Here is a 23,272-nt window from a genome sequence, read left to right as displayed (position 1 = left end):
GTATAGAATAAAATTAAACCGCCGTATACGGATCCGTAAGTACGGTGGTGTGAGAGGTCGGATAATCAATTAATGATTATCCTCCTACTCGATGCATTTTATAGTATAAAGTTAACAAGATTCATCTTTTTAGTCCCCCCTCGTTATGGGTATATTATAATAGATGTCTCTAGTTGATCGTCAGAGAGGGAGTGTTAAAAATGGAAGAATCGAACGAGTATGAAAGCCACATTGAAAACTTGCAAAAAGCATTAAAAAACGAGCAGACCGAAGCATTTCGAACCGAATTTATGGATATGCATCCATATGAACAGGCGATGTTTTTTAAAGATCAGCCCAAAAATAGCCGGTTGCAAATTTATGCTTATTTATCTCCCGAAGAACTTTCTGTTATTATGGAAAATATAGAGCTTGAAGACACTGAACCATTTTTCTCCGAGATGGATCCACGTTTCGCTTCCATGGTTTTTGCAGAAATGGCTGTCGACGATGCAGTTGATACATTAAACGAAATGGATAAAGACAAAGTAGCAAGCTTTTTGGCAATCATGGATCATGAAGCGGCAGAAGAAATTAAGCAACTGCTTCATTATGAAGAAAAAACGGCCGGTAGTATTATGACAACTGAGTTTGTTGCTTTATACAAAACACAGACAGTAAAAGAAGCAATGCATGAATTGAAGGAGATCGCTCCAGATGCGGAAACCATTTATTATTTATATGTCCTTGATAGCGATAAACGTTTAGTAGGTGTTTTGTCTCTGCGTGATTTAATCATTGCAGGAGAAGATACCAAAATTGAAGAAGTTATGAGTGAAAAAGTAGTATCCGTCTCCGTTGGTAAAGATCAGGAAGAGATTGCAAAAATGATGCGGGATTATGATTTTCTTGCTGTACCTGTTATTGATTTTCAAAATCATTTACTAGGAATTATTACAGTTGATGATATTATGGATGTTATGGACGAAGAAGCTAGTGATGATTATTCTAAATTAGCGGCTGTCACCGATGTACAAAAGATTGACACAGGCCCAATAACTGCAGCAAAAAAGCGTTTGCCATGGTTAATCATTTTATTATTTCTAGGTATGTTTACTGCTAGTTTAATTGGGCAGTTTGAGGAAACGCTTGAACAGGTAGCAATTTTAGCGATATTTATGCCGTTAATTGCGGGAATGGCCGGGAATACCGGAACACAATCTTTAGCAGTAGCTGTTAGAAGCCTTGCAACAGGGGAGTTTGGCAAGCAAGGGAAGCTTAGCCTAATGATGAAAGAAGCAACAACAGGGTTAATTACAGGAACGACATGTGGAATTGTCATTACATTGGTCATATATATATGGAAAGGAGAATTATTTTTAGGATTTCTCGTAGGGATTTCCATCGTAGCAACGCTTACAATTGCAACACTTTCCGGATCTGTTATTCCCATTATTATGGATCGCTTAAAAATAGATCCTGCCGTTGCTTCAGGTCCATTTATCACAACCATCAACGATATTATATCCATTTTAATCTATTTCGGTATTGCTACAGTATTTTTAGATTTTCTAACAGGCTGAAAAAGTACTGGAAAAAAAGAGTATCTTTTATCAAATATAACATGCTTCCTTTTAAGGGTGAAAAATAAATCAAATACGGCTTGAACTTGGATAAAAACAGCGGGGAAATTGCATGTAATTTCCCCGCTATTTTTTGTGTACTATCAATAATAAATAGCAAGCGTATGAAGTGATTTAATTGGGGCGAATAAATGTGTCAAATAAGATAACTTTTTTTCATTTTCCTTAGCACACATTTTTGTAACTGGGTTCATATAATGGGTTTTAAGTTGTTGTATATAAAGGAGAGAATGCTTCATGAAAAAAAAGCGATATGCAAAGGACCCATTGCTCTATATTCATCAGCCGACTATAAGTAAACCTGATACCCCCATGCAAGATAATTATCAAACACCGCGGAGAGCCAAAAAAAACCCGTTACAAGCACCTCCGCCACAATCGAATACATCACAAAAATCCAGAATAAAGAGGAGGAACCCTTATCTAAAGGAGTTACAGCAGGATAAGAATAAGATACATTCAGAAGATACAGATGAAGAAAACGAAAAGGATGTTTCAACAGAACCATCGGATGAAAGTAAACACCATTCAAATCGGGCGAAATTTAAAGACATGACTTTAGAAGAAAAAGTTAACTACTTCGTAAATTTACCTACGCACGTTCCAAAACTGAAGTGCGAAGTACAAACCTCTGAAAGAAAACATCGTGGTATTATTACTGATTTTAAGGAAGATCTTGTTTATATACGGATTGGAAGAAGAACAACTAGCAGAAGTATTCCATTTGATGACATTAAGGACATACGTCTCTTAGGTTTTTAACTAAAAAAACACCGATCGCATAAGGGATTCTCTCCCTTTACGACCGGTGTTATTTTAGATCTTATTAGCAATTAAGAGCAGAAATTGCTGGCAGGCAAGTTACGTGGCAGAAGCATTCTGCATCAACAGTCATGCAGATACCTGTTGCACGTAAATGATGTGACTTTTGCTCTGTTGGATCGTGTGGATTAAACACATCGCAATGAGCATCTCTTAGTAGCTCTAATACCACGCAGCAGCTGTCACTGCAATCATCCATTACCTTTTTAACTCGGAAGAAAAAGCTAGCTTCTACATGCCCAATATTGTCTGGATGAGTACCAAAGCCCTTAAATGGTTTACAGCCATCTTTACAATATAAGATTACAGGTACGGTGTCTAAATCATTACCGCCCTCTGTTTCTCCTAACAAATCGCTAATGGATTGCTCACAACTCGTGTCACAGCAATTTTCTACTACATCTTGCTGTGCATCTGCAATTTCCTTTAAAATGTCGCAAACACAACTACCAGTATGATGATCTTTTCCACAACTCATGAATTGTTCCCCTTTCGATATTTATTGACCTACTGTCCCTAATAGAATATGTATCCATACTTTGTTTGTGTGGGCATACAACCTGATATTGCACTTTTTTCCGATTACATGTATCATAAAATAAATTGAAAATTCATGCATATTAGCTAGGAAAAAGGGAAATACATGAATGGAGGGGAGGATGAGCATGGGATATATTTTACCGTTGACTCTTCATCAATATAAAGAATATCAAAAGCGTGTCGTGCAAGATAATCAAAATTGCTTTTTAGTAGAAAAGCCATATAAAGTTACTCTAGAAACAAAGAATCATAACAAAATGAAATCAGAAGAATATCGAAAATATAAACGTATAAGAAGGCATTTAAACGATACAGAACTTGAAAAAATGTCGAAAAAGATCGACGAGAAAGCAACTGGAAAAGGACTATTTTTTCAAGAAAAGATTTAATCGGAATAAAAACAAAACGTAAAGCGAGCTGGTCAAATGAAATTTATTCAATTAAATAAATCGTGTTACTACTTTGATGCACCGGTAAATATCGGATATGTTCATAAACAAAATCAAGGAATGCTGATTGATGCAGGTATTGATGATTCAGTTATGCGGAAAGTGTTAAAGCAGCTCCGTGAGAAAGAGCTGCCGATTACACATTTATTTATTACGCATGCACATGCGGATCATTATGGCGGGGCGCATTTTTTAAAGAAGCGCAGAGACGTTTATACAATCGCCCCTTCTTTTGAAGAGGCAATTTTAAGAAATCCTGCGTTAGAGCCTTTATATTTGTTTAGTGGAAATGACCCACTACAAGAATTACATAATAAATTTTTAGAAGGAAAGCCAGTAGCGATTGATCATATTCTTCAGGAAGGGGAAAATGAAATAGACAACTTTGTTTTTGAAGCCCATTCACTTCCTGGTCACAGCTACCATCAATTAGCTCTTAAGATCGACAATGTATTGTATGCAGGCGATAGTTATTTCGGTGAAGATCAATTAAAAAAACATAAAATCCCGTATATTACGGATGCAAATAAAACAATACAAAGCTTAAACAAGTTATTGGAAATCAACTGTGATGGTGCTGTGCCAGGACATGGTACATATGAAAAGGAATTTAAGCAGACGGTGAAAGCAAATATTACCTATCATGAAAAGTTATTGGACTGGCTACTTGAAAAGATTGGGTCTGAGAAAAAAGGTATCTCCCATGAAACGATTATTTCAGCAATGTGTGAGCAATACGCGATAGGTAAAACAACCTTATCCCAGTGGCTTTTATATCGTACAGCAGTAACGGCTTATTTAGTTGGATTAATTCAGCAAGAAAAAATTACGTACACCATTAAAGGTTATAAATGGGTATTTGAAAAAGCGTAAGTATCTTAATCAGAATCCCTTTCAGGCAAATTTACATACGGATTGATGAAAAGCTTTTGCCCTTTCGTATATTCAGCAAAAAAGACATCCTCTATGGAATGATACCCTTGCCTGTTTAATTCATTTTGCAGCCACTCTTCTGTCAATCCTGCTTCCTTCAAGTTATCTTTAATGATTTCACCGTCACCAATCAATTTAGTCGGGAGATAAACTTCCGATGGCGCGACATTTAAGTCTTTTTTTGTAGGAGCCTGATAGGGTGATTTTTTTAATACGGATATCGTTCCATCTGTTTCTAAAATGCCATATTCTACTTCTTGGATAGAAAACACGTCTTTAGCACGAAGCAGTTGTTGAATTTCATCGATATCCATCTTATTATTTTTAATTTCTTCCCGATTAAGTTTCCCTTTGTGTATGACAAGGACGGGATCACCTTCAAGTAAATGCCGTGAACCTTTGAATTTTTGTGTAATCATTTCAATTCCATATAAGATAAGCCCCCATAGTAAAATGACATAACCGATATCAAGAATACCTGCTTTTTCATCAAATAGTGCATTTCCGACCAGTTCTCCGAGAACAAGGGCTGCAATAAAGTCAAACGGAGTTAATTCGGAGATTTGCGTTTTTCCAAGCACCTTGGTCAAAATAAACAAAGCGAAAGCACCAAACAGGGTTTCATATAGCATCGGCAGCATATTGTCCATTGTTGTAACAATCTCCTTTTTCAAAATGCTACCTTTTATTTTGTCCTAAACAAGAATTGTCATACATTTTATATGACCGGGAAGAATTAATATGTAAAAAGAAAAAACAGCTCGCTTAAGACGAACTGTTTTCCTTAAAGCTGTTTTATCATAGTTACATGGGGAATACCGGCATCTAAAAATACAGCCGAGACAGTTTCATAACCCAGTTGTTGATAGAAGTTTTCGGCGTGTGTCTGGGCATTGAGTTTTGCCTTTTTATATCCTTTTTGGATAATTATTTTTTCCATATTTTCAATCATTTGCTTCCCGAATGATTTGCCTCGATGTTCTTTTAGTACACAAATACGTTCTAGCTTTCCATAATCATCAACCAGTCTGAGACGACTTGCTGCTATTGGTACATCTTCTTTATAACCGATAAAATGGATTGCATCTTTATCGTATGCATCAAGTTCTTCTTCAGGCGGAACGTTCTGCTCTTCTACAAATACAACCATCCGTATATGATAAGCTTGTTCCAACTGCTTATCTGAATTTACGATTTGGACGTTCACACATGTTCCTTCCCGAATACAAAAGACTCATATACTGTCCATGATCCATTATCAAGCTGATAAAGCAATTGGAAGCGATCTACAAGTTCTTCATATTCAATCTTCATCATTTTTAAACTTCCAAATACATCGGAATACTCGTCGTCCATGAGGTTTTGGGCAATCGTAATATGTGGAACAAAATTGTGCTGGCTGCTGTCTGTGAAAAAGTCTTGCTGCATTTTATTATGCAAGTCAATAAGTTCTTGAATTGGTTCAACTTTAAAGTAGATTGTATTCGTTACCGGAGCAAATGTGCTCACCTTATTAATATTAATATTAAATGGCTTTGTATCATTTGCAATTTTCTTTAATTCTGTAATTACATCTTTAAGGGACTCCTCGCTCACTTCAAATGGGTCCTTTAATGTAATGTGTGGCGGAATAAGCTCATAATTTGTGTCATAACGTTTTCGATATGCGTTTGCTTCATCTTGTATTGCTTTTGATGGAAAAATAGCAACACCGTATTTCATCGTTAAAAAACCTCCTCATCGTTTTACAGTAGTAAGTATTCCTGAAAATTTGCGAATATCTTGCTGCAGTGTCATCTTTTGGTTTTTCTTTTTGATGGTGTACAAAAATTATGGATTCCATTCCAATTATAACAAAATTTTAGGTGAATTAGAGTGTTTTTTGCATTTTGTTTAAAAATTCTTAATTAAACATGATTGGTAAGATGTTGGGCAAATCTTTTTGCCAGTATTTCCACGTATGTTCTCCGTTCTTCAGTTCTTCATATTGATAGCTGGCACCTTTTGCTTTTAATAACTCATTTAGTTCACGATTAGGTGTGACAAAATCCTGCACCGAACCATCCGTTGTACCAACAGCTGTTTCATTTTCGCCGATCGTATGATAAATATCAATGGACTCCATGTTTTTCGCATTTTGAACTGCATCTATAACTTTTTCATCCACATAAGGAGATTGCATGATTACCTTGCCGAATGTATTCGGATATTTTAAAGCAGTCATTAATGCCAAAGTACCTGCAAGGGAATCTCCCATTAAAGCTCTTGATCTTCCCATCTGATAAGTTGGATACATATCGTCCAGCAGTGGAACAACTTCATGAATAAGAAATTTAATATAATCTTGCTGCTGCTCACCACTCGGGTGATATTTTTTTCTGCGATCGTATTTATCCTGATAGTGTATACCAGCAAAAACCGTATTTTCTATCGCTTCTTTACTGTGCAGACGATCACTAAGCGTCGCCACTCTTCCAAGCTGGTAATAATCATTTCCATCCTGCATAATACAAATGTGATATTTATTAAGAGGTGAAAAAGATTCCGGTTGATATAGTTTCAATGTCATTGTTTCATTTAAATAGCTGCTTTCTATCTCTTTCTCGATCATTTTTCCTTTACGTGCGATTTTTAAACACCTCGTTTAAATCAATTTTCCCCATTTTAGCGCAATTGAAACGGAGCATCCTTTTTTATCATATCATTAACTTGTATTTTCCATCAATTGATTTTGATGTAGCTGATAATACTTGCCTTTTTGTTTGATCAGTTCCTCGTGGCTTCCTTGTTCCATAATTTTTCCGTGTTCCAGCATAATGATTTTATCAGCTTCCTGAATGGTATTGAGACGATGCGCAATTACGAAGCTTGTTCGCCCTTTCATCAAATGCTTTAGTGCCTCTTGAATCTTCAATTCTGTAATGGTATCAATATTACTTGTTGCTTCATCGAGAACAAGAATAGAAGGCTCAGATATGAATGCTCGCGCAATGGTGAGTAACTGTTTTTGCCCTTGACTAATACCGCTTCCTTCCTGGTCAAGGATTGTATCATATCCTCCTGGGAGATTCGTTATAAATTCATGCGCATTCGCATCCTTCGCAGCACGGATAACTTCTTGATCTGAAGCATCCAGTTTTCCATAACGTATATTTTCCCGGATGGTTCCATGAAATAAAAAAGAATCCTGTAATACGAAAGCCATGTGTTTTCTGAGACTGGATCTTTTTATATCTTTTAAATCGATTCCATCTAACGTTAGTTTGCCATCTTCATAATTATAGAAGCGGGAAATCAGATTAATAATGGTGGTTTTTCCTGCACCCGTGTGCCCGACAAAAGCGATCGTTTCTCCAGGCTGAACTTCAAAGCTGATACCTTTCAAAATAAGGGCATCTTCGTATCCAAATGTTACATGATCGAATACAAAATGTCCGGTAGTACCCGCAAGCTCTTTCGCACCTTTCTCATCCGTTTCTTCTTGCTCTTCATCGATCACGTTAAAGACACGCTCAGCTCCGGCAATTGCTGAAAGTAAAATATTGAATTGATTGGAAAGTTCATTCAGCGGCCGAGTAAATTGGCGGGCATATTCCGTGAAAATAACAATGATACCAACTGATATATAACCATGAATAGCCAGGATACCGCCTACTAAAGCGATTAATCCAAAACTTAAAAAATTTAACATGTTCATCACTTTGGGAATGAACCCAGAAATGGTTAGCGACCAAAATCCGGTGTTTCTAAGCTTACTATTTCTCTCTTTAAACTCTCGTGTAACGCGTTCTTCCTGGGAAAATGTTTTTACAATATGCTGACCGGAAACAATTTCTTCGACATAGCCATTTAACTCGCCTAAATCCCGCTGCTGTAATTTATAAAGAGGGCCGGTACGCTTTGTGATCCATCTTATTCCGAGGAACATAAACGGAATAATCGCCATGGTAACGAGTGTCAGCAAAGGACTGAGATAAATCATAACAGAAATGGTACCGGCAAGCGTGATAACACTAGAAAAAATTTGAATCACAGATTGATTCAGCGTGTTATTTACATTATCAATATCGTTTGTAATTCTGCTCATTAATTCACCGTGCTGACGTTTATCAAAATAAGATATAGGGAGACGATGAAATTGATGAAATAGATCAGAACGCAATGCATACACGGTGTTTTGGGCAATCCCGACCATCCAGTAATTTTGCATGAAAACGGATATCGAATGGGCTAAATAAATGATAATCAACCACAGAAGCAGCAACCCTAAACCAGAACTTTCTTTTGTTACAATAAAGTCATCAATTGCCATACCAACCATATAAGGGCCAAGTAAAGCCATTGCAGAGCTGATTAATACCATAAGAATCACAAGGCTGAGTTTTCCCTTTTCTCTGGCAAGATAGGACCAAATCCTTTTTACAGTTCCTTTTGTATTTTTTGCACGTTTCTTTGGATTGATATGAACATGGTCCAAAGAAATTTTTTTATATTGAAAAGGTTGTTTGAATGGGTTACTTTGCATGTGGATACCCCTTTCCAAATTGCGACTCTACAATTCTAAGGTATAAATCAGATTGGTTAAGCAGTTCCTGATGTGTGCCATGAGCCTGTATATGCCCATCATCCAACAGCAGGATACGGTCTGTCGTCATTGCTGTGGCTATTTTTTGGGTAATAATTAATGTTGTGCAATGATAATCCTGAATGGCTTTTAACAGGCGGGATTCCGTCGCTAAATCAAGTGCACTCGTACTGTCATCAAGCATTAAAATCTTAGGTCTGCGAATGAAAGCTCGGGCAATCGAAATCCGCTGTTTCTGGCCACCAGAAAGATTCACCCCTTTTTGTCCAACCTTTGTTTCATACTGCTCAGATAGATCCATAATGGTATCGTGAATTTGTGCATCTTTTGCTGCTTGTATAATTTCCTCCATAGATGCGTGTTGCTTCCCCCAGGCAATATTTTCTTTTACAGATCCTGTAAATAGGAGGGGGGTTTGTGGCACGTAACCAATACTGCCCCGAAGCTGATCAAGTGTATAATCTGTAATTGGACGATCATCAATAAAGATCGAACCGCCACTCGATTCGTACAGGCGGGGAATGAGCTGAAACAATGAGGTTTTACCTGCTCCCGTTGCCCCGATAATAGCGAGTTTTTCGCCAGCATCAGCTGTAAAAGAAATATCTTCTAAAACACGTTCATTTGCAGCAGGATAAGTAAAAGATACTTGATTGTAAGTAATTTTGCCTTTGGTCACTTCTATGCTCAGGTCTGCCTTGTTTTGAGCCTCGGATGGAACGTTAACAGTAAGAACATGATTAATACGGTGTGCAGATGCCTTTGCACGTGAAAAAGCCAGGATGATAAATGTAAACATGGAAATGGACATGGAAACACGCATCGCATAATTGACGATCGCAACAATGTCACCAACAGAGGTTTGCCCGGCAATCGACTGCACGTTTCCAAACCAAATAATGAAGATTAAACTCAGATTCATCACAAACAGGAGAACAGGCATCGAAGCCTCGATAAATCGAAAGGTGTAACGCATGGAGTCAGCTAAATTTTTATTTGCCTTTGTGAACCGGGATTCCTCATAATCACGCCGAAGAAAAGCTTTAATTAACCGCATCCCGGACAGGTTTTCCTGCATTACCCGATTGACGTTATCGACATTACGCTGTACGTTATCAAAAAGCTTTGTAGCCACACGAAGTACCCAAAGAATAAAGCCGACCAAGACGGGGACGGTTACCAAAAAGATCAGTGCAAGTTTGGCATTTACGATAAACGCCATCACTACCCCACCAATTACAAGTAAAGGTGCTTTTGCCATAATGCGAAGCGCCATAAAGATCGTATTTTGAATCTGTCTCACATCGTTCGTAAATCTTGTCACAAGTCCTGAGGTAGGATATTGATTTAAATTAGCAAATGAAAAACGTTGAATTTTATTAAACAGTTTCTCACGTATGTCATAAGCAAAACCGAGGCTTACATGAGACGCGTAAAAAGAATTAAGAATCCCAGCTGTAAAAGCAATAAACGCGAGGCCAATCATAATACTGCCCCACATTACAATATTATTAATGTCTTGCGTCACAACACCATCATTAATCATTTTTCCAAGGAAAAAGGGAAGAAGCAGTTCTACGCCCAGTTCAATCAATGTTAAAGCATAGGCAATGATAATGTGGAGTTTGTACGGTTTTAAAAAAGCGAAAATATTTTTCAACGTAAAACCTCCATATGTAAATTAGTGAACCGAGAGTAGCAATGTTCTTCTATATTATAATAGGAAAGAAGATTTTTTCAAAAAAATGAGAACGATTTTAGTGGAGGAGGGAGAGATGGGGAAAAAAGGGGAGAGGGAACAGCCCTCTCTTAGGGGTATGTATAGAACCCTTTTCCGCTTTTTCTTCCGTAATGACCTGCGCGGACCAGTTTTTTTAAAAGCGGCGGGATACGATATTTGGAGTCACCTGTTTCTTGATATAATGTCTCTTGCACATATAAAAGTGTATCGAGACCGATCATATCCGCTAATTTCAATGGACCAATTGGCTGGTTTGTTCCAAAGACCATTCCTTTATCAATATCCTCTGCAGTCGAGATTCCTTCTCCTAAGACAAAAATAGCTTCACTAATCATCGGAACTAAAATTCGATTTACAACAAACAGCGGGGAGTCTATAGCAATAATGCTTTCTTTTTCCATTTGTTTTGTCAGTTCCTGGATTGTATATACAGTCTCTTGTGAAGTTTCCTCTCCACGAACAATTTCAACGAGTTTCATGACTGGTACTGGATTAAAAAAGTGCATACCACAAACACGATCCGGGCGACTTGTAGCACTCCCAATCTCTGTAACACTTAAGCTGGATGTGTTTGTTACAAGTATTGTATTACAATCACATAAAGCATCCAATTCCCGAAATACTTTTTTCTTAGCATCCATATTTTCGGTAATCGCTTCTACAACGATAGCAGCATCACGTAATTGTCCTTTATCTGAAGTAAGATCTATCCGTTCTACAATGGATTCTTTTGTTTCTTGGATTTTCTGTTTTTTTAAAACTCTTTCCACATTAGAGGTGATTGTCTCTTTTGCTTCTATAAGTTTATTTTCACTAATATCTGTGATCACTACATGGTGTCCTGCCAAAGCAAATACTTGTGCAATTCCGTTTCCCATGATACCTGAGCCCAAAATACCGATTTTCATATGCTCACTCCTCGTATAGTATATTTAAGCTTTTCTTTTCAGCCTATTAACTTTTACAAATTTACAAAAATCTCATTGTTGATAACTACGTTACCTTTCACTACTGGCGGACGCTTTCCGCGGGCATGGCTTGAGCCTCCTCGGAAGAAACCCAGTTCCTGCGAGGTCTCAAGACTCACGCTATTTCCGCAGGAGTCGCCGCCATCCGTTCCAGGTAACTCAGTTTGTGCATGAATAGTCTGCTGAGTGCTATGCCAAAAACTTGGACGCTGCGTGATGTTCCTAGATAATGGTCTTAGGATCATTTGGGACAATTCTGTCACTCCTTGCGGTCATAACCGCATTAGAAAGACTGTTTCCCAGTGTACGTGCTGATCTTCCTACACGCAGGCTGGTCTGTTCTCATTTAATAGAATATTGAAAGACATTTTCTATATACGCTCCATAACCAATGCAATTCCTTGGCCGCCACCTATACATAGGCTGGCAACAGCATATTTTCCCTTACGACGTCTTAATTCATATGCTGCTGATAAAGTAATTCTTGTACCACTTACACCAACCGGATGGCCTAGAGCAATTGCGCCGCCATGAACATTTACGATCGAACGCTCCAGTCCTAATTGCTTTTCAACCGCTAAATATTGCGCGGCGAACGCTTCATTTATTTCAAATAAATCAATATCCCCAAGAGCTAAATTTGCTCTCGCTAATGCCTGTTTAATTGCTGGTACTGGCCCAATACCCATGATGGTCGGATCAACACCGGCCGTTCCCCACGAAACAATACGGGCAATTGGCTGTAGCTTATGTTTATCAATAGCCGACTTACTTGCAACGATTACAGAAGCTGCCCCATCGTTAATTCCGGATGCATTCCCAGCTGTTACAGTTCCATTCTTTTTAAAGGAAGGTTTTAATTTAGCCATGCTATCTGTTGTTACATTTGGTTTTATATGCTCATCTTTATTAACAACTATGGAATCTCTACGCGTTTTCACTTCGACAGGGACAATCTCCTCAGCAAAACAACCATTTTCCATAGCTTCAGCGGCACGCAAGTTTGATTCGATCGAAAACTGATCCTGCTCTTCCCGCGAAATGGAGTATTGCTCAGCTAATTTTTCAGCTGTCATTCCCATGCCGCTTCCCGTATATTTATCTATTAGTGTAGCAAGCAGCATATCTTCAAACTGGAGATTGCCCATCTTTGGTCCGCTAAATCTTTGACTGAAATTAACGTACGGGGACATGGACATATTTTCCGCTCCGCCAGCTAATACGACATCTGCTTCTCTTAGCAAAATGTGCTGTGCAGCATTAACAATCGATTGTGCACCAGAGCCACATAAACGGTTCACCGTATAGGCTCCAATCTCTTTAGGTACCCCAGCATTTAAGCCGATATGACGAGCCAAGTATGCTGCATTTGCACTGGAATGAATAACATTTCCATAAATAACATGGTCAATCGCTTCTGCTTTTACGCTAGAACGCTTCATGGCTTCTTTGGCAGTGATTGTTCCTAGTTCTGTTGCACTTGTTTTTTTGAATGAACCTCCAAATGCACCAAAAGCTGTCCGTGCACCATTGACAATATATACATTCTCCATTCTTGCTTCCCCTTTCTTTTGAAATTTCTTTCGTCATTATAGAAAACAGGTAAGTGTGTGTTCAAAAGGTTGTCTATTTTGATGTAAAGAATATATGCTTATTTGGATGTTTTAACATCATTGAATCTGAATAATGTGGGTTATTAGACAACTTTTTGAACACGAACCCATTATTTAACCAATACGATTTTTATCATTGGATCGCAATGTATGTTTTAACACTTTTCCAGATGCGTTACGTGGTAATTCATTCATGATTTCTACTTCCATTGGAACTTTATACGCGGCAAGATGCATGTTGCAATAATCAATAATTACTTGTTCGGAAATCGTTTTTCCTTCTTTCACAACAGCAAATGTCTTTGGTACTTCTCCGTATATTTCGTGAGGAACCCCGACAACCGCCACTTCTAACAATTCAGGTATTTGATACAATACTTCTTCTATCTCAACCGGATATACATTTTCGCCACCGCGAATGATCATATCTTTTCTTCGATCTACAATATACAGGAGGCCATCTTTATCAAGTCTACCAAGGTCGCCACTGTACAGCCATCCATCTTTAATTGCTTGGTGCGTTGCCTCCTCATCTTTTAAATACCCTTTCATCACTTGTGGTCCTTTGACGATGATTTCACCGATCTCACCTGTGGGTACAGATTTGCCGTGCTCATCAACGACAAGTACTTCCGTTTGGGGCAAAGATTCACCAACGGAGCCAATTTTTTCAAGCGTAAAATGATCTTTCAACGTTGTTGCTGCAGGTGAATTTTCCGTCTGTCCATATAAATTCTGGATTTTTACATCTGGAAATATGTTTTTTAATTGCTTTATTAATTCATATGGCATAGGTGCCGCTCCATAACCGAAAAGGCGAAGTGTCGGCAATTTTACGTTTTTAATATTCGGTAAATTTAAAAGGAAACTATACATGGCAGGAACTCCAAAAAACATGGTTGGACTTGCATTTTGAAGCGTTTGAATTGTCCCTGTCGGAGAAAAATTTTCTTCAATGATAATCGTTCCACCTTTATAGGTGACAGGGACGACAAAAACATGACTGGCAGCACAATGAAAGAGCGGGGTGGATACTAGCATCCGGTCATCATTGGTAATATCCATTGCTTCTGACCAAATCATTCCTACTGCTTTTATATTTTGATGTGTCAGCATAACCCCTTTGGGCTTTCCGGTTGTTCCGGAGGTATACATGACAACACCAATATCTTCAGCTTCTAACTTTGTCGGTGTATATTCAAGTGTCTCATCATTGATGATTTGATCAAGTGTATCATTACCGCCTATTGTTAGGACGTCCTGAAAAGTGTGATTCGTTTGATTCACCGTTTCTTCCAGTCGCACGTCATAAACCAATGCTTTCGCTTCAGAATGTGAAAAGATATACTCTACTTCTGGAGCAGCTAGTTTTGTATTCACAGGCATAACAGAAAATCCGCCCAATTGAATTCCATAGTAGCAGGCAAGAAACAGATCTGAATTGAGTGCATACAAAGCTATTACATCGTCCTTTTGATATCCTTTCTGCTGAAAATAGGCAGCAACTCGTTTCACCTTGTAAAAAAACTCCCCATATGTCCATTTCCGTCCTTGATAGATTGTATAGACTTTTTCTGGTTGTTTTTTTGCCCATTCCTCCAGGTTTTTAGTTACAAACACGTCTTCCAACCCCTTTATTTTAAAAGTTTAATCATGTAATCCCCAAATATTTTTTGCAACTCTTTCTTGCTTAGTCGGCCGTCCGGATTATACCATTGTTGTATCCAGTTCATTGACCCGAGCATAAACATTCTCGCAATAATTGGTTCTTTTATCTTAAACGCTTTGGAAGATAAACCTTTTTCAATTACTTGATCAAACAATCCAGAATAGTTTTTACGGAGTTTTAATACTTCTTGTAATTGTTCTTTATTAAACGTATGATATGGTCTAGTGATTAAGTTAAATGTCTCTTGTTCCTCGATTGCAAAATCAATATGGGTTATAATCATATTACGCAGCATTTCCTCTGCACTATCTTCCTCATTGATATGCTCTTTTAGCTCATCAATTGCTTTTGAGAGAATAAGGTTATGACATTGATACATTAAATCCCCTTTATTTTTAAAATAATAATAAAGAGATCCTTTTGTCATCAGTAACTCTGCCGCAATTTCCTCCATCGTAGCACCATCATACCCATGTCTATTCACGATTTTGACCGCAGACAATAAAATTTGTTCCTTTTTCTTCAATGACTTTTTCTCTGACAGCTTCATATGCCTACCCCTAGTTCAGTATCTTTTTTGCAATGATATTTTTCATAATTTCGGTTGTTCCAGCATAAATACTTGTCACTGGAATATCCCGATAGCGACGGGCAATCTCATACTCTTCCATATATCCATAACCACCGTGTAATTGCATACATTCTGCTGCAACTCGCTTTGCCATTTCACTAATCCACCATTTAGCCATTGATACCTCCTTAACGATTTCTTCACCCTGCAAATGCTTCTCTGTTAATGTGTTTATATAATTTCTGCCTAAATCAATTTCAGTCGCCATTTCCGCAATTTTAAATTGCGTGTTTTGAAAATCCGCTATCCTGCTTCCAAAAGCTTTCCGTTCTTTTACATAATCCACCGTTAACTTTAGCATTACTTCTGCTTCCACCTGAACTTGAAGTGCAACCACCAGACGCTCTTGCTGCAATTGATCCATTAAATAATAGAATCCTTTTCCTTCTTCACCAAGCAGGTTTTCGGCGGGAACTTTTACATCTTCAAAAATAAGTTCTCCGGTATCACCACTATGCATCCCTATTTTATTTAACTGCGCACCGCGACTAAATCCTTCCATTCCATCTTCAATAACAAGTAAACTAATGCCCCGATGTGCAGGTACAGCCTGCGGATCTGTTTTACAAACGACGATCACATAATCGGCATGATGTCCATTTGTGATAAATGTTTTTTCGCCATTTAAAATGTAGTAATCATCCTCTCGTTTTGCTGTTGTCTTCACACTTGCTAAATCAGACCCAACACCAGGCTCTGTCATTGCAACCGCAGAAATAAAATCCCCTGTTACACTTTTAGAAAGCCATTTCTTTTTTGGGGCTTCGGTACCATAGGCATTAATGTAAGGGGTTACAATATCGCAGTGCAAACAAATTCCGCTGGCTAAACCAGCCCCGACCTTTTCTAACTCTTCAATAAGTACCATCGAATAAGAAAAATCCAACCCTAATCCACCATATTTCTCGTCAACCCATGACAGCAAAAAACCACTTTCCCCGAGTTTTAACCAAATGTCTCTTGAAATTTGACGATCATTCTCCCACTTCTTGTAATATGGATATGCATGTTTCTCCAGCATTTTCCTAAGCGACATTCGAAACATTTCATGATCCTCTGTTAAAAAAGAAGCACTCATTTTCTTCCTCCTTACAGGCAATGTACAGTTTTTTAAAGGATGTGTATGAATCTATTGGATGTACTTTTGATGAAGTAAATTAAACAATTTTTAGAAACACTTCATGAAAAGATGGATGCTTAAATTTTCTGAAAATGGATACTTGCTTGCTATTTTACTTTAGACAAATCAAAATAGCAAGATTTATTTGAACATAAATTCAAAAATTAAATGATTGTTTAAAATTACTTTGTGGGGGTTTTAAAAAGGAAGGGTGGAGCAAAAGGGGTGTGAGCTGGAAAGTCTGTGAACAATTAGCCTCTAGCAAATGGGAGTGATTTCGTTTGATTTAATTATGGTTCATATATGACTAGAGGATTATGTGTGAATAGAGTAGTAGGTTTAGTTGATAGAATGAGAGAAGGCTGCTGAAATTGCTAACAAGTTTGGGTACAGTTAGGGGAATGGATTAAATCGAAAAGGCGAAGTGGCTTGTCCATTTTTCATGCTGCTTCACATTTTGCAGGAAAAGCGGGAGCATGTATTTCCTGAAAATATTTCTTGCAAGGTTAGGCCATTATATGTATAATACATATTGTGTGAGTGACATATCGATTGTATTTTATATTACGATTCCGTAGCTCAGCTGGGAGAGCGCATGCTTGACAGGCATGAGGTCGTTGGTTCGAGCCCAATCGGAATCATTCTCTAGGTAAGGCGCTAATCCTTTGTTTATCAAGGGGGGGGCGCTTTTGCTTTATTTTTGGTGAAAGCCAATTTATGACTATATTACCTATATTAAAATTTGCATTGACCGTAACAATTTCCACTTCATACGTTTCCTCATAGTTACACCCATTCCAATCCATATGGAAGCGGAACCCTTGGATTGTGGATAGTGTTTTCAAATAGTAAATATTTTTTTCGTAAGCAAAATATTGAGTTATTAGAAATATAGCAACAAGTAAACATTCAAAACTAGACTGGATCTTTTTAGTTATAAAGGGAAAGCACGGATATTGTAAACAGTTTTTAGGGTTAGCCCCTTGCGTGCGGGCTGACCCTAAATTTTTAAATCAGACAATCTCTAAGCGTAATTCTGTTTTCATGCTTGCAAGAACTGGTGATTTTTGTAAGGCTACTTTTGCTATTTCTTCTACTTGTTCCTTTGGAGCAGATGTCGTTGCTTTTAATGTGATAATTGGATCGAGAATGCCGCCATCCCCTTCTTCAATACCTAAAAATACAGCTGCATTTAGGTCACCTTCTACATCAACAACGACATCGTCTAATGTAATACCTTGTTGAGACGCTAACACTTCAAATGTGATTGCAAAACAGCTTCCTGCAGTTCCAATCAACATTTCTACAGGGTTCGCACCAGTATCTGTCCCACCTAAAGGTGCAGGCTCGTCCATCGTAATCGGATCAAAATCGCGAATGTGTAATTTATTCACAACACCTGATTCCCATTTGATTTGTGCTTTCCAATTTCTCATTTTTAATGAGCGATCTTCTGAAATTGCCTTTGCTGTCTGTTCCACTGCATCAAAATTAATACCATTCATGTATTATTCCCTCCAAAAGCTGAATTTATCTTACTAGCTATATCATACCCTTGGGGGTTTGAGTTGTATGTAAGATAGCTTACATTGTCTACACTTTTTTAAACCAGAGTCGTTGTTGATCATTGCGAAGGATTCCATTTTGCACGAGTTTATTAATTAAAAAAGTAACTGTTTCTCGTGTAGATGCAATCATTCCCGCAATGTCTTTATGGGTAAGATAAGGTGGAAGTGGATACCATCCTTCTCTTTCATTCGTCGGATCTATTAATTTCTCCAAGATGTACACTAACCGTTCTTCCACTTTGTCATATGCCACTTGCTCCAAAATAAAAACAACTTCTCGTAATTGATTGGAAAAGTGATGTAATAATGCATAAGATAACTCCGGTGTACTGGTTACTTCTTCTATGATTTCTTTTTTGGAAACCTTCACTACAGTAACTGTTGTTAATGCAATGGAATATGCATCACTTTCTTGCTCTGTAAAAACGCTAGGTAAATCAATAAAATCACCAGCTGTTAGTATGCCCAACACACACTCTTTTCCATCTTGATGGATATGAAAGATGCGCACATCGCCTTCGATAATTAAATAGATGTCATTTATTAATTTATGTGGATATGTCACTTGCTCCCCTTTTTGATAGGTGTATTTGTTTTGTGTTTTCCATGCATCAATGCGATATTGATCAAATAAATGAATAACACGTGATGGTTGCAATGGATTACGATCGATCATTACTACACTCCTAAATTTTTTGTTATTTAGACCATCCCCACTTGTCTTTCTTGGTGTTATCTCATAACCTGGGGGGGATATTTCAGTTAGATGCGGGATAAAGATACCAACTCTACTTTCGACTACTAATATAAAGGATGTTCCAAAAGTCACCAAATGATAAGTGGTAAATGTCGAATGGTTGGATACAAAGACGTAGCATAACCGGGATGTTTGTGAGTTCGACCGAGCAGGTGAAAAATAGACGGAAGATTTTTAGAGCATACAGCTATTCCTTTTTTTAAACAAGTTTTCGAGTATTTATTCCAATGAATGTGCCGATTACAGCAATTACTATGGTGATTAAAATCTTGTTATCGCATGTAATTTGTTACAAAAATATGATTCAGCTTCTGTCACAGGTCAACCCTTCCTAGCCATATGTTAACAGAGACATATAAAGACAGGAGGAAAAAGTATGTATTCCTATTACCCTTACATGCCTAATGCAACCAAATTTGCGAATTATCCTTATCAAGTTAATCCATATGATCACCCCATCGATTCCTACAGAAGCTTTCCCAATCCGGCTTACTACGACCAACGCCAGCAATCCGTGTCGGGGGAAGCTACATGGACAGAGGGAGGTGCAGTCACACAATGCGGGATTCCTTGGTCGTCTAATCTATATATGACAGCCGCTGTAGGTGTCAACTCTTCGTATCAATGTGGGCAAACACTTAAAGTGAAAAACCTTTCGATGCCAGGACAAAGAGAGGTAATGGTAACAGTTGTGGATAAAGTTCCTGGCTATCCGTCAAATAAAATCAATCTTCACCGGAGGGCTTTTGAAGCATTGGGAGCAAGTCCGAGTGTAGGTATCATTCGTGTTGAAATTACCCCTTCCCCTGAGCTTGAGCAAGAAAAGTGGAGAGATTATCTATCAAAAGTTGTGCAGGCTGCATATCCAAATTATAGCGTATTATCGTCTGAGGTAGTTGAAAAAACGAATGTATCCTCTACAAGAATGCGGGAAATTTATGATTATGCATTACAATCAACACAGGAAAATATTACAGTTAGAGGAACAGTTGTTTATGACACAGAAACAGATCGAATGATTACAATGGAATTAAAAGAAGTTTAAATCTAAGAACGATGCATTTCACTTACATATAGGTGATGTATCGTTCTTTTCAGTTACGTCTGTTTTGGATTCAGTACCCTATCGATAAAATAGTATGATAGAATATTATCTAAATTGCGAATGGAGATGAAGGAAAAGGATGAATAAATACAAAGCCCTTCAATAAGTCATCGTTTTCCTAAAGTCTTATAGAAGCAATATACTTAAGGGATAACAAATGAGAATCAAAAAATGGGGGAATAGTAAATGCTTAAAGCGATCATGTTTGATTTGGATGACACTCTTCTATGGGATAAAAAAAGTATTGCCGAAGCGTTTAAATCAACCTGCAACATTGCCGAAACAAGGTATGCAGTTGATCCGGTAAAATTAGAAGAGCGTGTCAGGAGAAATGCGAGGACGTTATACGCTTCCTATGATACATATGATTTTACGCAGATGATTGGTATTAATCCTTTTGAGGGACTTTGGGGGAATTTTTTAGATGAAGGTGATTCTTTTCACCAATTGAAAAAAATTGCACCAACATATCGTAAAGAAGCTTGGACAAGAGGTTTAAAGGATCTTGGCATCGACGATCCCGAATTTGGATATGTGCTTGCGGAGACGTTTCCAACTAGGCGTAAGGAGAGTCCATTTGTATATGATGATGCTTTTGCTGTGTTAGATCAGTTGAAAGGGAAGTACAAACTGTTGCTGCTTACCAATGGTTCTCCCGATCTGCAACAAACCAAGCTTGAACTCACACCCGAATTAGCACCATATTTTGAACATATCGTGATCTCCGGGGCATTTGGAAAAGGAAAACCAGATCCGTCTATTTTTGAACATGCATTAAAACTGCTTTCTGTTGAAAAGGACGAGGCTTTGATGGTAGGGGATAATCTAAATACAGATATCTTAGGTGCATCGCTTGCAGGAATAGACTCTGTCTGGATTAATCGGGAGCAAAAGGAGAAAACCGACGTAGCTCCTACCTTTAGAATCACTCAATTGCAAGAGCTTTTAGCCTTGATTGAAAAAGTGAACCAGAGGTGAAAAGAAAAGTGTCTCATAAGGGTTAAACCTTATGGGGCATTCTCTTTTCTATGCATTATTGGAGATTTTATATTCCTTTCATTTATTTGTGTTTTCGGAATTGCTTGCTGCTATGTCATCTACAACGCCCACGATCCGATTCATGGCTTCTAAGGCCATTTTGCATCAAATTACTCCCTCTTTCATTGCAAAGTTTTCATTTTAATCGTATAATATATAAAAATGCTTTAATACCTAAGAGGGTATTTAACTTGTGAAGAATGCATCAATCGCCAAACGATCATTCTGCTAACTTACAATTTGGTATATGCGATATTGGAGGAGATGGGCATGGCGCAGGAATTTTATAAAAAAATATATTCAGTTAAGGAGTTTTACACTGCTCTTTATAAGGCTTTAAGGACCTTGAAATATTTAAGAAAGAATAAGAAGTCCAACATGCTGGATGCACACTTTATTGAGCGAATTATGTTAGCTGTTACCGAAGTAAACGGATGTGAAGTCTGTACTTATGCACATACGAAAATTGCGCTGGAGCAGGGAATGGACAATCAAGAAATACAAGGTTTGTTAACGGGAACTACAGATGGGATACCAGATGATGAATTAAAAGCAATTTATTTTGCACAACATTATGCTGACACAAGGGGTAACCCGTCGATCGATTCATGGAATGAGCTTCTTAAAACATATGGCACGGAAAGATCATTAGGAATATTAGCTGCAATACGTATGATTATGGCTGGAAATATTTACGGCACTGCATTAAGTGCTTTTAAAAGCCGTCTAAAAGGAAAACCCATCAAAAAAACTTCTATCTCTTATGAAGTTAAGATGATAGTTAGTCTTATCATCTTTTTACCAACTTCAATTGTGCATGGAATTATCTCAACACTAAGTAAACGACCTGTCATTGAATATCAATAAGAGTTATGGTTGCGTAGATTTTAAGTAACATGAGATAACGTACATCTGTTAATAATAAAATGGTAAAATACTGTAAGAAATAATTCGTATGAAGCACTTATCTTATTTATCAAATAAAAGAGATTTTTTTGATGACCCTGGACTGGGAAGCTGCTGAATTCGAAATGGAACCACCGCTTCACGAACGAATTTCATCGGAAAAAGTGAAAGTTTACTTACAAGAAAAAGGGTTTGATTCCATCGTAAATTCCATACATGAATGTGTTTATGGTATCTCGATACAAATGAAATAACGAATGATTCGATAGCTTCAAAAATCCTTACAAAAAATCAATGAACTTGCAAGCTTGAATTCAATTGTTTTAGACCACCCACATTTTTATAAATGGGAGGTGGTCTTTTGAGTTGATGCATTTTTTATTTATCTATTTCACACGACTAAATAGGTATTTACCATTTACAAAAGTAGAACAACAGATTTAGAATCGTATTTTTTGGGATAATAGGTAGTATGAAAGGGAGATTATTTTAGTGAAAAACGTATCTATTTAGGGGGGAATTGATTTGTACGTAAGAATGGAATTAGTGTATCGAACACCAAAAGGAACGGATACGGGCTTCAGTTCAGAGGACATGCCTGCTAAGAAGGCATTATTAATTGCCGAAGATCTTGAAAAAACAGGGCGCGTGAAGACGATTACGTTCATCGATCGTCATGAAAATACGTGGAATTTGAAGGAATTAAGAAAGCAACTGGAGGAAATTGAAGCAGAACCGCACAATATCATGGTTTATTTTGATGGCGGTTTTAATTTGGAAACTGGAAAGGCCGGATTAGGATGCGCCATTTATTATGAACAAAATGGAAAAGTTTATCGGCTTCGCAAAAATGCTGCTGTTGATGAGCTAGAAACGAATAATGAAGCCGAATATGCAGCGTTGCATCTAGGTGTAAAGGAATTGGAACATTTGGGTGCCCATCATATCACGGTTGAATTTGCAGGGGACTCTCAAGTTGTTATCAATCAGTTAGCAGGGGAGTGGCCTTGCTATGAGGAGGCTTTATCAAACTGGGCTGATCGAATTGAAAATAAATTTGCGGAGTTAGGTCTTGATGCAACATTTGAAGTAGTTTCAAGAAAAAAGAACAAGGAAGCAGATCAACTAGCGTCTCAGGCCTTAAGCGGGATTGAAATTTTTAGTAAGCGTGAGATAAAAAATGGAGAGGGGTTTTGATGACTGCC

Annotated in this window: 23 protein-coding genes and 1 tRNA gene; 10 read left to right on the top strand and 14 right to left on the bottom strand. The window is 37.7% G+C overall.

Going from position 1 to position 23,272, the window contains the following annotated elements:
- Positions 1–200: 200 nt before the first annotated feature.
- Entirely contained in the window at positions 201–1,562 is a 1,362-nt protein-coding gene (gene mgtE, locus J2Z81_RS12875) for a magnesium transporter (protein ID WP_029267934.1), read from the top strand.
- A gap of 297 nt (positions 1,563–1,859) precedes the next feature.
- Positions 1,860–2,384 carry a CotO family spore coat protein gene (locus J2Z81_RS12870; RefSeq protein WP_226371504.1) on the top strand — a complete coding sequence of 175 codons (525 nt, stop codon included), beginning with the start codon at positions 1,860–1,862 and terminating at the stop codon, positions 2,382–2,384.
- Between the two features lie 64 nt (positions 2,385–2,448).
- On the opposite strand, the gene J2Z81_RS12865 is transcribed toward J2Z81_RS12870, so the two are convergent.
- Positions 2,449–2,922, bottom strand: a complete 474-nt coding sequence (locus J2Z81_RS12865; protein WP_029267350.1) for a CotY/CotZ family spore coat protein — start codon at positions 2,920–2,922, stop codon at positions 2,449–2,451.
- 187 nt (positions 2,923–3,109) lie between these two features.
- Here J2Z81_RS12865 and J2Z81_RS12860 point away from each other — a divergent pair, with 187 nt between their 5' ends.
- Both J2Z81_RS12860 and J2Z81_RS12855 read left to right on the top strand, forming a co-directional pair.
- A complete protein-coding gene (locus tag J2Z81_RS12860; protein ID WP_029267352.1) occupies positions 3,110–3,373 on the top strand; it encodes a hypothetical protein in 264 nt (87 codons plus the stop codon).
- A gap of 36 nt (positions 3,374–3,409) precedes the next feature.
- Positions 3,410–4,306, top strand: a complete 897-nt coding sequence (locus tag J2Z81_RS12855; RefSeq protein ID WP_226371503.1) for an MBL fold metallo-hydrolase — start codon at positions 3,410–3,412, stop codon at positions 4,304–4,306.
- Positions 4,307–4,311: 5 nt separating this feature from the next.
- On the opposite strand, the gene J2Z81_RS12850 is transcribed toward J2Z81_RS12855, so the two are convergent.
- From J2Z81_RS12850 to J2Z81_RS12800, 11 genes are all read right to left on the bottom strand, one after another.
- Positions 4,312–5,040, bottom strand: coding sequence for a DUF421 domain-containing protein (locus tag J2Z81_RS12850; protein ID WP_318842359.1), 729 nt, complete (start codon positions 5,038–5,040; stop codon positions 4,312–4,314).
- Between the two features lie 110 nt (positions 5,041–5,150).
- Positions 5,151–5,573, bottom strand: a complete 423-nt coding sequence (locus J2Z81_RS12845) for a GNAT family N-acetyltransferase (protein WP_029267358.1) — start codon at positions 5,571–5,573, stop codon at positions 5,151–5,153.
- A complete protein-coding gene (locus J2Z81_RS12840) occupies positions 5,570–6,088 on the bottom strand; it encodes a YjcG family protein (protein WP_029267360.1) in 519 nt (172 codons plus the stop codon). The genes J2Z81_RS12845 and J2Z81_RS12840 overlap by 4 nt, the downstream gene beginning before the upstream one ends.
- 181 nt (positions 6,089–6,269) lie before the next feature.
- Positions 6,270–6,995, bottom strand: coding sequence for an alpha/beta hydrolase (locus tag J2Z81_RS12835; RefSeq protein WP_029267362.1), 726 nt, complete (start codon positions 6,993–6,995; stop codon positions 6,270–6,272).
- Between the two features lie 75 nt (positions 6,996–7,070).
- Positions 7,071–8,891: an ABC transporter ATP-binding protein gene (locus J2Z81_RS12830; RefSeq protein ID WP_029267364.1), complete on the bottom strand. Its 1,821-nt coding sequence runs from the start codon at positions 8,889–8,891 to the stop codon at positions 7,071–7,073.
- Positions 8,881–10,611, bottom strand: a complete 1,731-nt coding sequence (locus J2Z81_RS12825; protein WP_226371502.1) for an ABC transporter ATP-binding protein — start codon at positions 10,609–10,611, stop codon at positions 8,881–8,883. Before J2Z81_RS12825 ends, J2Z81_RS12830 begins: the two co-directional genes overlap by 11 nt.
- Positions 10,612–10,760: 149 nt before the next feature.
- Complete coding sequence (locus J2Z81_RS12820; RefSeq protein WP_029267366.1) at positions 10,761–11,600, bottom strand: 3-hydroxyacyl-CoA dehydrogenase NAD-binding domain-containing protein; 840 nt, start codon at positions 11,598–11,600, stop codon at positions 10,761–10,763.
- A 431-nt stretch (positions 11,601–12,031) separates the two neighbouring features.
- Positions 12,032–13,213: an acetyl-CoA C-acetyltransferase gene (locus J2Z81_RS12815; RefSeq protein ID WP_226371501.1), complete on the bottom strand. Its 1,182-nt coding sequence runs from the start codon at positions 13,211–13,213 to the stop codon at positions 12,032–12,034.
- A 174-nt stretch (positions 13,214–13,387) separates the two neighbouring features.
- On the bottom strand, positions 13,388–14,893 hold the full coding sequence (locus tag J2Z81_RS12810) for a class I adenylate-forming enzyme family protein (protein WP_226371500.1): 1,506 nt from the start codon (positions 14,891–14,893) through the stop codon (positions 13,388–13,390).
- Positions 14,894–14,907: 14 nt separating this feature from the next.
- Positions 14,908–15,492: a TetR/AcrR family transcriptional regulator gene (locus J2Z81_RS12805; RefSeq protein ID WP_226371499.1), complete on the bottom strand. Its 585-nt coding sequence runs from the start codon at positions 15,490–15,492 to the stop codon at positions 14,908–14,910.
- Positions 15,493–15,502: 10 nt separating this feature from the next.
- Positions 15,503–16,651: an acyl-CoA dehydrogenase family protein gene (locus J2Z81_RS12800; RefSeq protein WP_226371498.1), complete on the bottom strand. Its 1,149-nt coding sequence runs from the start codon at positions 16,649–16,651 to the stop codon at positions 15,503–15,505.
- Positions 16,652–17,261: 610 nt separating this feature from the next.
- Between J2Z81_RS12800 and J2Z81_RS12795 the strand changes: the two genes are divergently transcribed.
- Positions 17,262–17,334, top strand: a tRNA-Val gene (locus J2Z81_RS12795).
- Between the two features lie 372 nt (positions 17,335–17,706).
- On the opposite strand, the gene J2Z81_RS12790 is transcribed toward J2Z81_RS12795, so the two are convergent.
- Both J2Z81_RS12790 and J2Z81_RS12785 read right to left on the bottom strand, forming a co-directional pair.
- Positions 17,707–18,198 carry an OsmC family protein gene (locus tag J2Z81_RS12790; protein WP_226371497.1) on the bottom strand — a complete coding sequence of 164 codons (492 nt, stop codon included), beginning with the start codon at positions 18,196–18,198 and terminating at the stop codon, positions 17,707–17,709.
- A gap of 88 nt (positions 18,199–18,286) precedes the next feature.
- Positions 18,287–18,937: a Crp/Fnr family transcriptional regulator gene (locus tag J2Z81_RS12785; RefSeq protein WP_226371496.1), complete on the bottom strand. Its 651-nt coding sequence runs from the start codon at positions 18,935–18,937 to the stop codon at positions 18,287–18,289.
- A 457-nt stretch (positions 18,938–19,394) separates the two neighbouring features.
- Here J2Z81_RS12785 and J2Z81_RS12780 point away from each other — a divergent pair, with 457 nt between their 5' ends.
- The 5 genes from J2Z81_RS12780 (at position 19,395) to J2Z81_RS12760 (ending at position 23,264) form a co-directional block, all read left to right on the top strand.
- Positions 19,395–20,063, top strand: a complete 669-nt coding sequence (locus J2Z81_RS12780; RefSeq protein ID WP_226981355.1) for an RlpA-like double-psi beta-barrel domain-containing protein — start codon at positions 19,395–19,397, stop codon at positions 20,061–20,063.
- Between the two features lie 246 nt (positions 20,064–20,309).
- The gene (locus J2Z81_RS12775) at positions 20,310–21,101 is read left to right on the top strand and encodes an HAD family hydrolase (protein ID WP_226371495.1); all 792 of its coding nucleotides are present in this window, start codon (positions 20,310–20,312) and stop codon (positions 21,099–21,101) included.
- Positions 21,102–21,431: 330 nt separating this feature from the next.
- Positions 21,432–22,028, top strand: a complete 597-nt coding sequence (locus J2Z81_RS12770; RefSeq protein ID WP_029267213.1) for a carboxymuconolactone decarboxylase family protein — start codon at positions 21,432–21,434, stop codon at positions 22,026–22,028.
- Positions 22,029–22,159: 131 nt separating this feature from the next.
- Entirely contained in the window at positions 22,160–22,321 is a 162-nt protein-coding gene (locus J2Z81_RS12765; protein WP_156947673.1) for a hypothetical protein, read from the top strand.
- A gap of 271 nt (positions 22,322–22,592) precedes the next feature.
- A complete protein-coding gene (locus J2Z81_RS12760) occupies positions 22,593–23,264 on the top strand; it encodes a ribonuclease H family protein (RefSeq protein ID WP_226371494.1) in 672 nt (223 codons plus the stop codon).
- Positions 23,265–23,272 lie beyond the last annotated feature (8 nt).

The organism is Virgibacillus alimentarius, from assembly GCF_017874635.1.
GTDB classification, from domain to species: domain Bacteria; phylum Bacillota; class Bacilli; order Bacillales; family Amphibacillaceae; genus Virgibacillus_B; species Virgibacillus_B alimentarius.
This window is presented reverse-complemented; position numbering and strand designations above follow the sequence as displayed.

What these genes read in the sequence shown, in the direction of transcription:
- J2Z81_RS12815 (WP_226371501.1), bottom strand. Translation starts at nt 13,213, where the DNA reads ATGGAGAATGTATATATTGTCAATGGTGCACGGACAGCTTTTGGTGCA.
- J2Z81_RS12855 (WP_226371503.1), top strand. Translation starts at nt 3,410, where the DNA reads ATGAAATTTATTCAATTAAATAAATCGTGTTACTACTTTGATGCACCG.
- J2Z81_RS12830 (WP_029267364.1), bottom strand. Translation starts at nt 8,891, where the DNA reads ATGCAAAGTAACCCATTCAAACAACCTTTTCAATATAAAAAAATTTCT.
- mgtE (WP_029267934.1), top strand. Translation starts at nt 201, where the DNA reads ATGGAAGAATCGAACGAGTATGAAAGCCACATTGAAAACTTGCAAAAA.
- J2Z81_RS12820 (WP_029267366.1), bottom strand. Translation starts at nt 11,600, where the DNA reads ATGAAAATCGGTATTTTGGGCTCAGGTATCATGGGAAACGGAATTGCA.
- J2Z81_RS12800 (WP_226371498.1), bottom strand. Translation starts at nt 16,651, where the DNA reads ATGAGTGCTTCTTTTTTAACAGAGGATCATGAAATGTTTCGAATGTCG.
- J2Z81_RS12770 (WP_029267213.1), top strand. Translation starts at nt 21,432, where the DNA reads ATGGCGCAGGAATTTTATAAAAAAATATATTCAGTTAAGGAGTTTTAC.
- J2Z81_RS12870 (WP_226371504.1), top strand. Translation starts at nt 1,860, where the DNA reads ATGAAAAAAAAGCGATATGCAAAGGACCCATTGCTCTATATTCATCAG.
- J2Z81_RS12840 (WP_029267360.1), bottom strand. Translation starts at nt 6,088, where the DNA reads ATGAAATACGGTGTTGCTATTTTTCCATCAAAAGCAATACAAGATGAA.
- J2Z81_RS12765 (WP_156947673.1), top strand. Translation starts at nt 22,160, where the DNA reads ATGACCCTGGACTGGGAAGCTGCTGAATTCGAAATGGAACCACCGCTT.
- J2Z81_RS12790 (WP_226371497.1), bottom strand. Translation starts at nt 18,198, where the DNA reads ATGAATGGTATTAATTTTGATGCAGTGGAACAGACAGCAAAGGCAATT.
- J2Z81_RS12775 (WP_226371495.1), top strand. Translation starts at nt 20,310, where the DNA reads ATGCTTAAAGCGATCATGTTTGATTTGGATGACACTCTTCTATGGGAT.
- J2Z81_RS12805 (WP_226371499.1), bottom strand. Translation starts at nt 15,492, where the DNA reads ATGAAGCTGTCAGAGAAAAAGTCATTGAAGAAAAAGGAACAAATTTTA.
- J2Z81_RS12785 (WP_226371496.1), bottom strand. Translation starts at nt 18,937, where the DNA reads ATGATCGATCGTAATCCATTGCAACCATCACGTGTTATTCATTTATTT.
- J2Z81_RS12865 (WP_029267350.1), bottom strand. Translation starts at nt 2,922, where the DNA reads ATGAGTTGTGGAAAAGATCATCATACTGGTAGTTGTGTTTGCGACATT.
- J2Z81_RS12780 (WP_226981355.1), top strand. Translation starts at nt 19,395, where the DNA reads ATGTATTCCTATTACCCTTACATGCCTAATGCAACCAAATTTGCGAAT.
- J2Z81_RS12860 (WP_029267352.1), top strand. Translation starts at nt 3,110, where the DNA reads ATGGGATATATTTTACCGTTGACTCTTCATCAATATAAAGAATATCAA.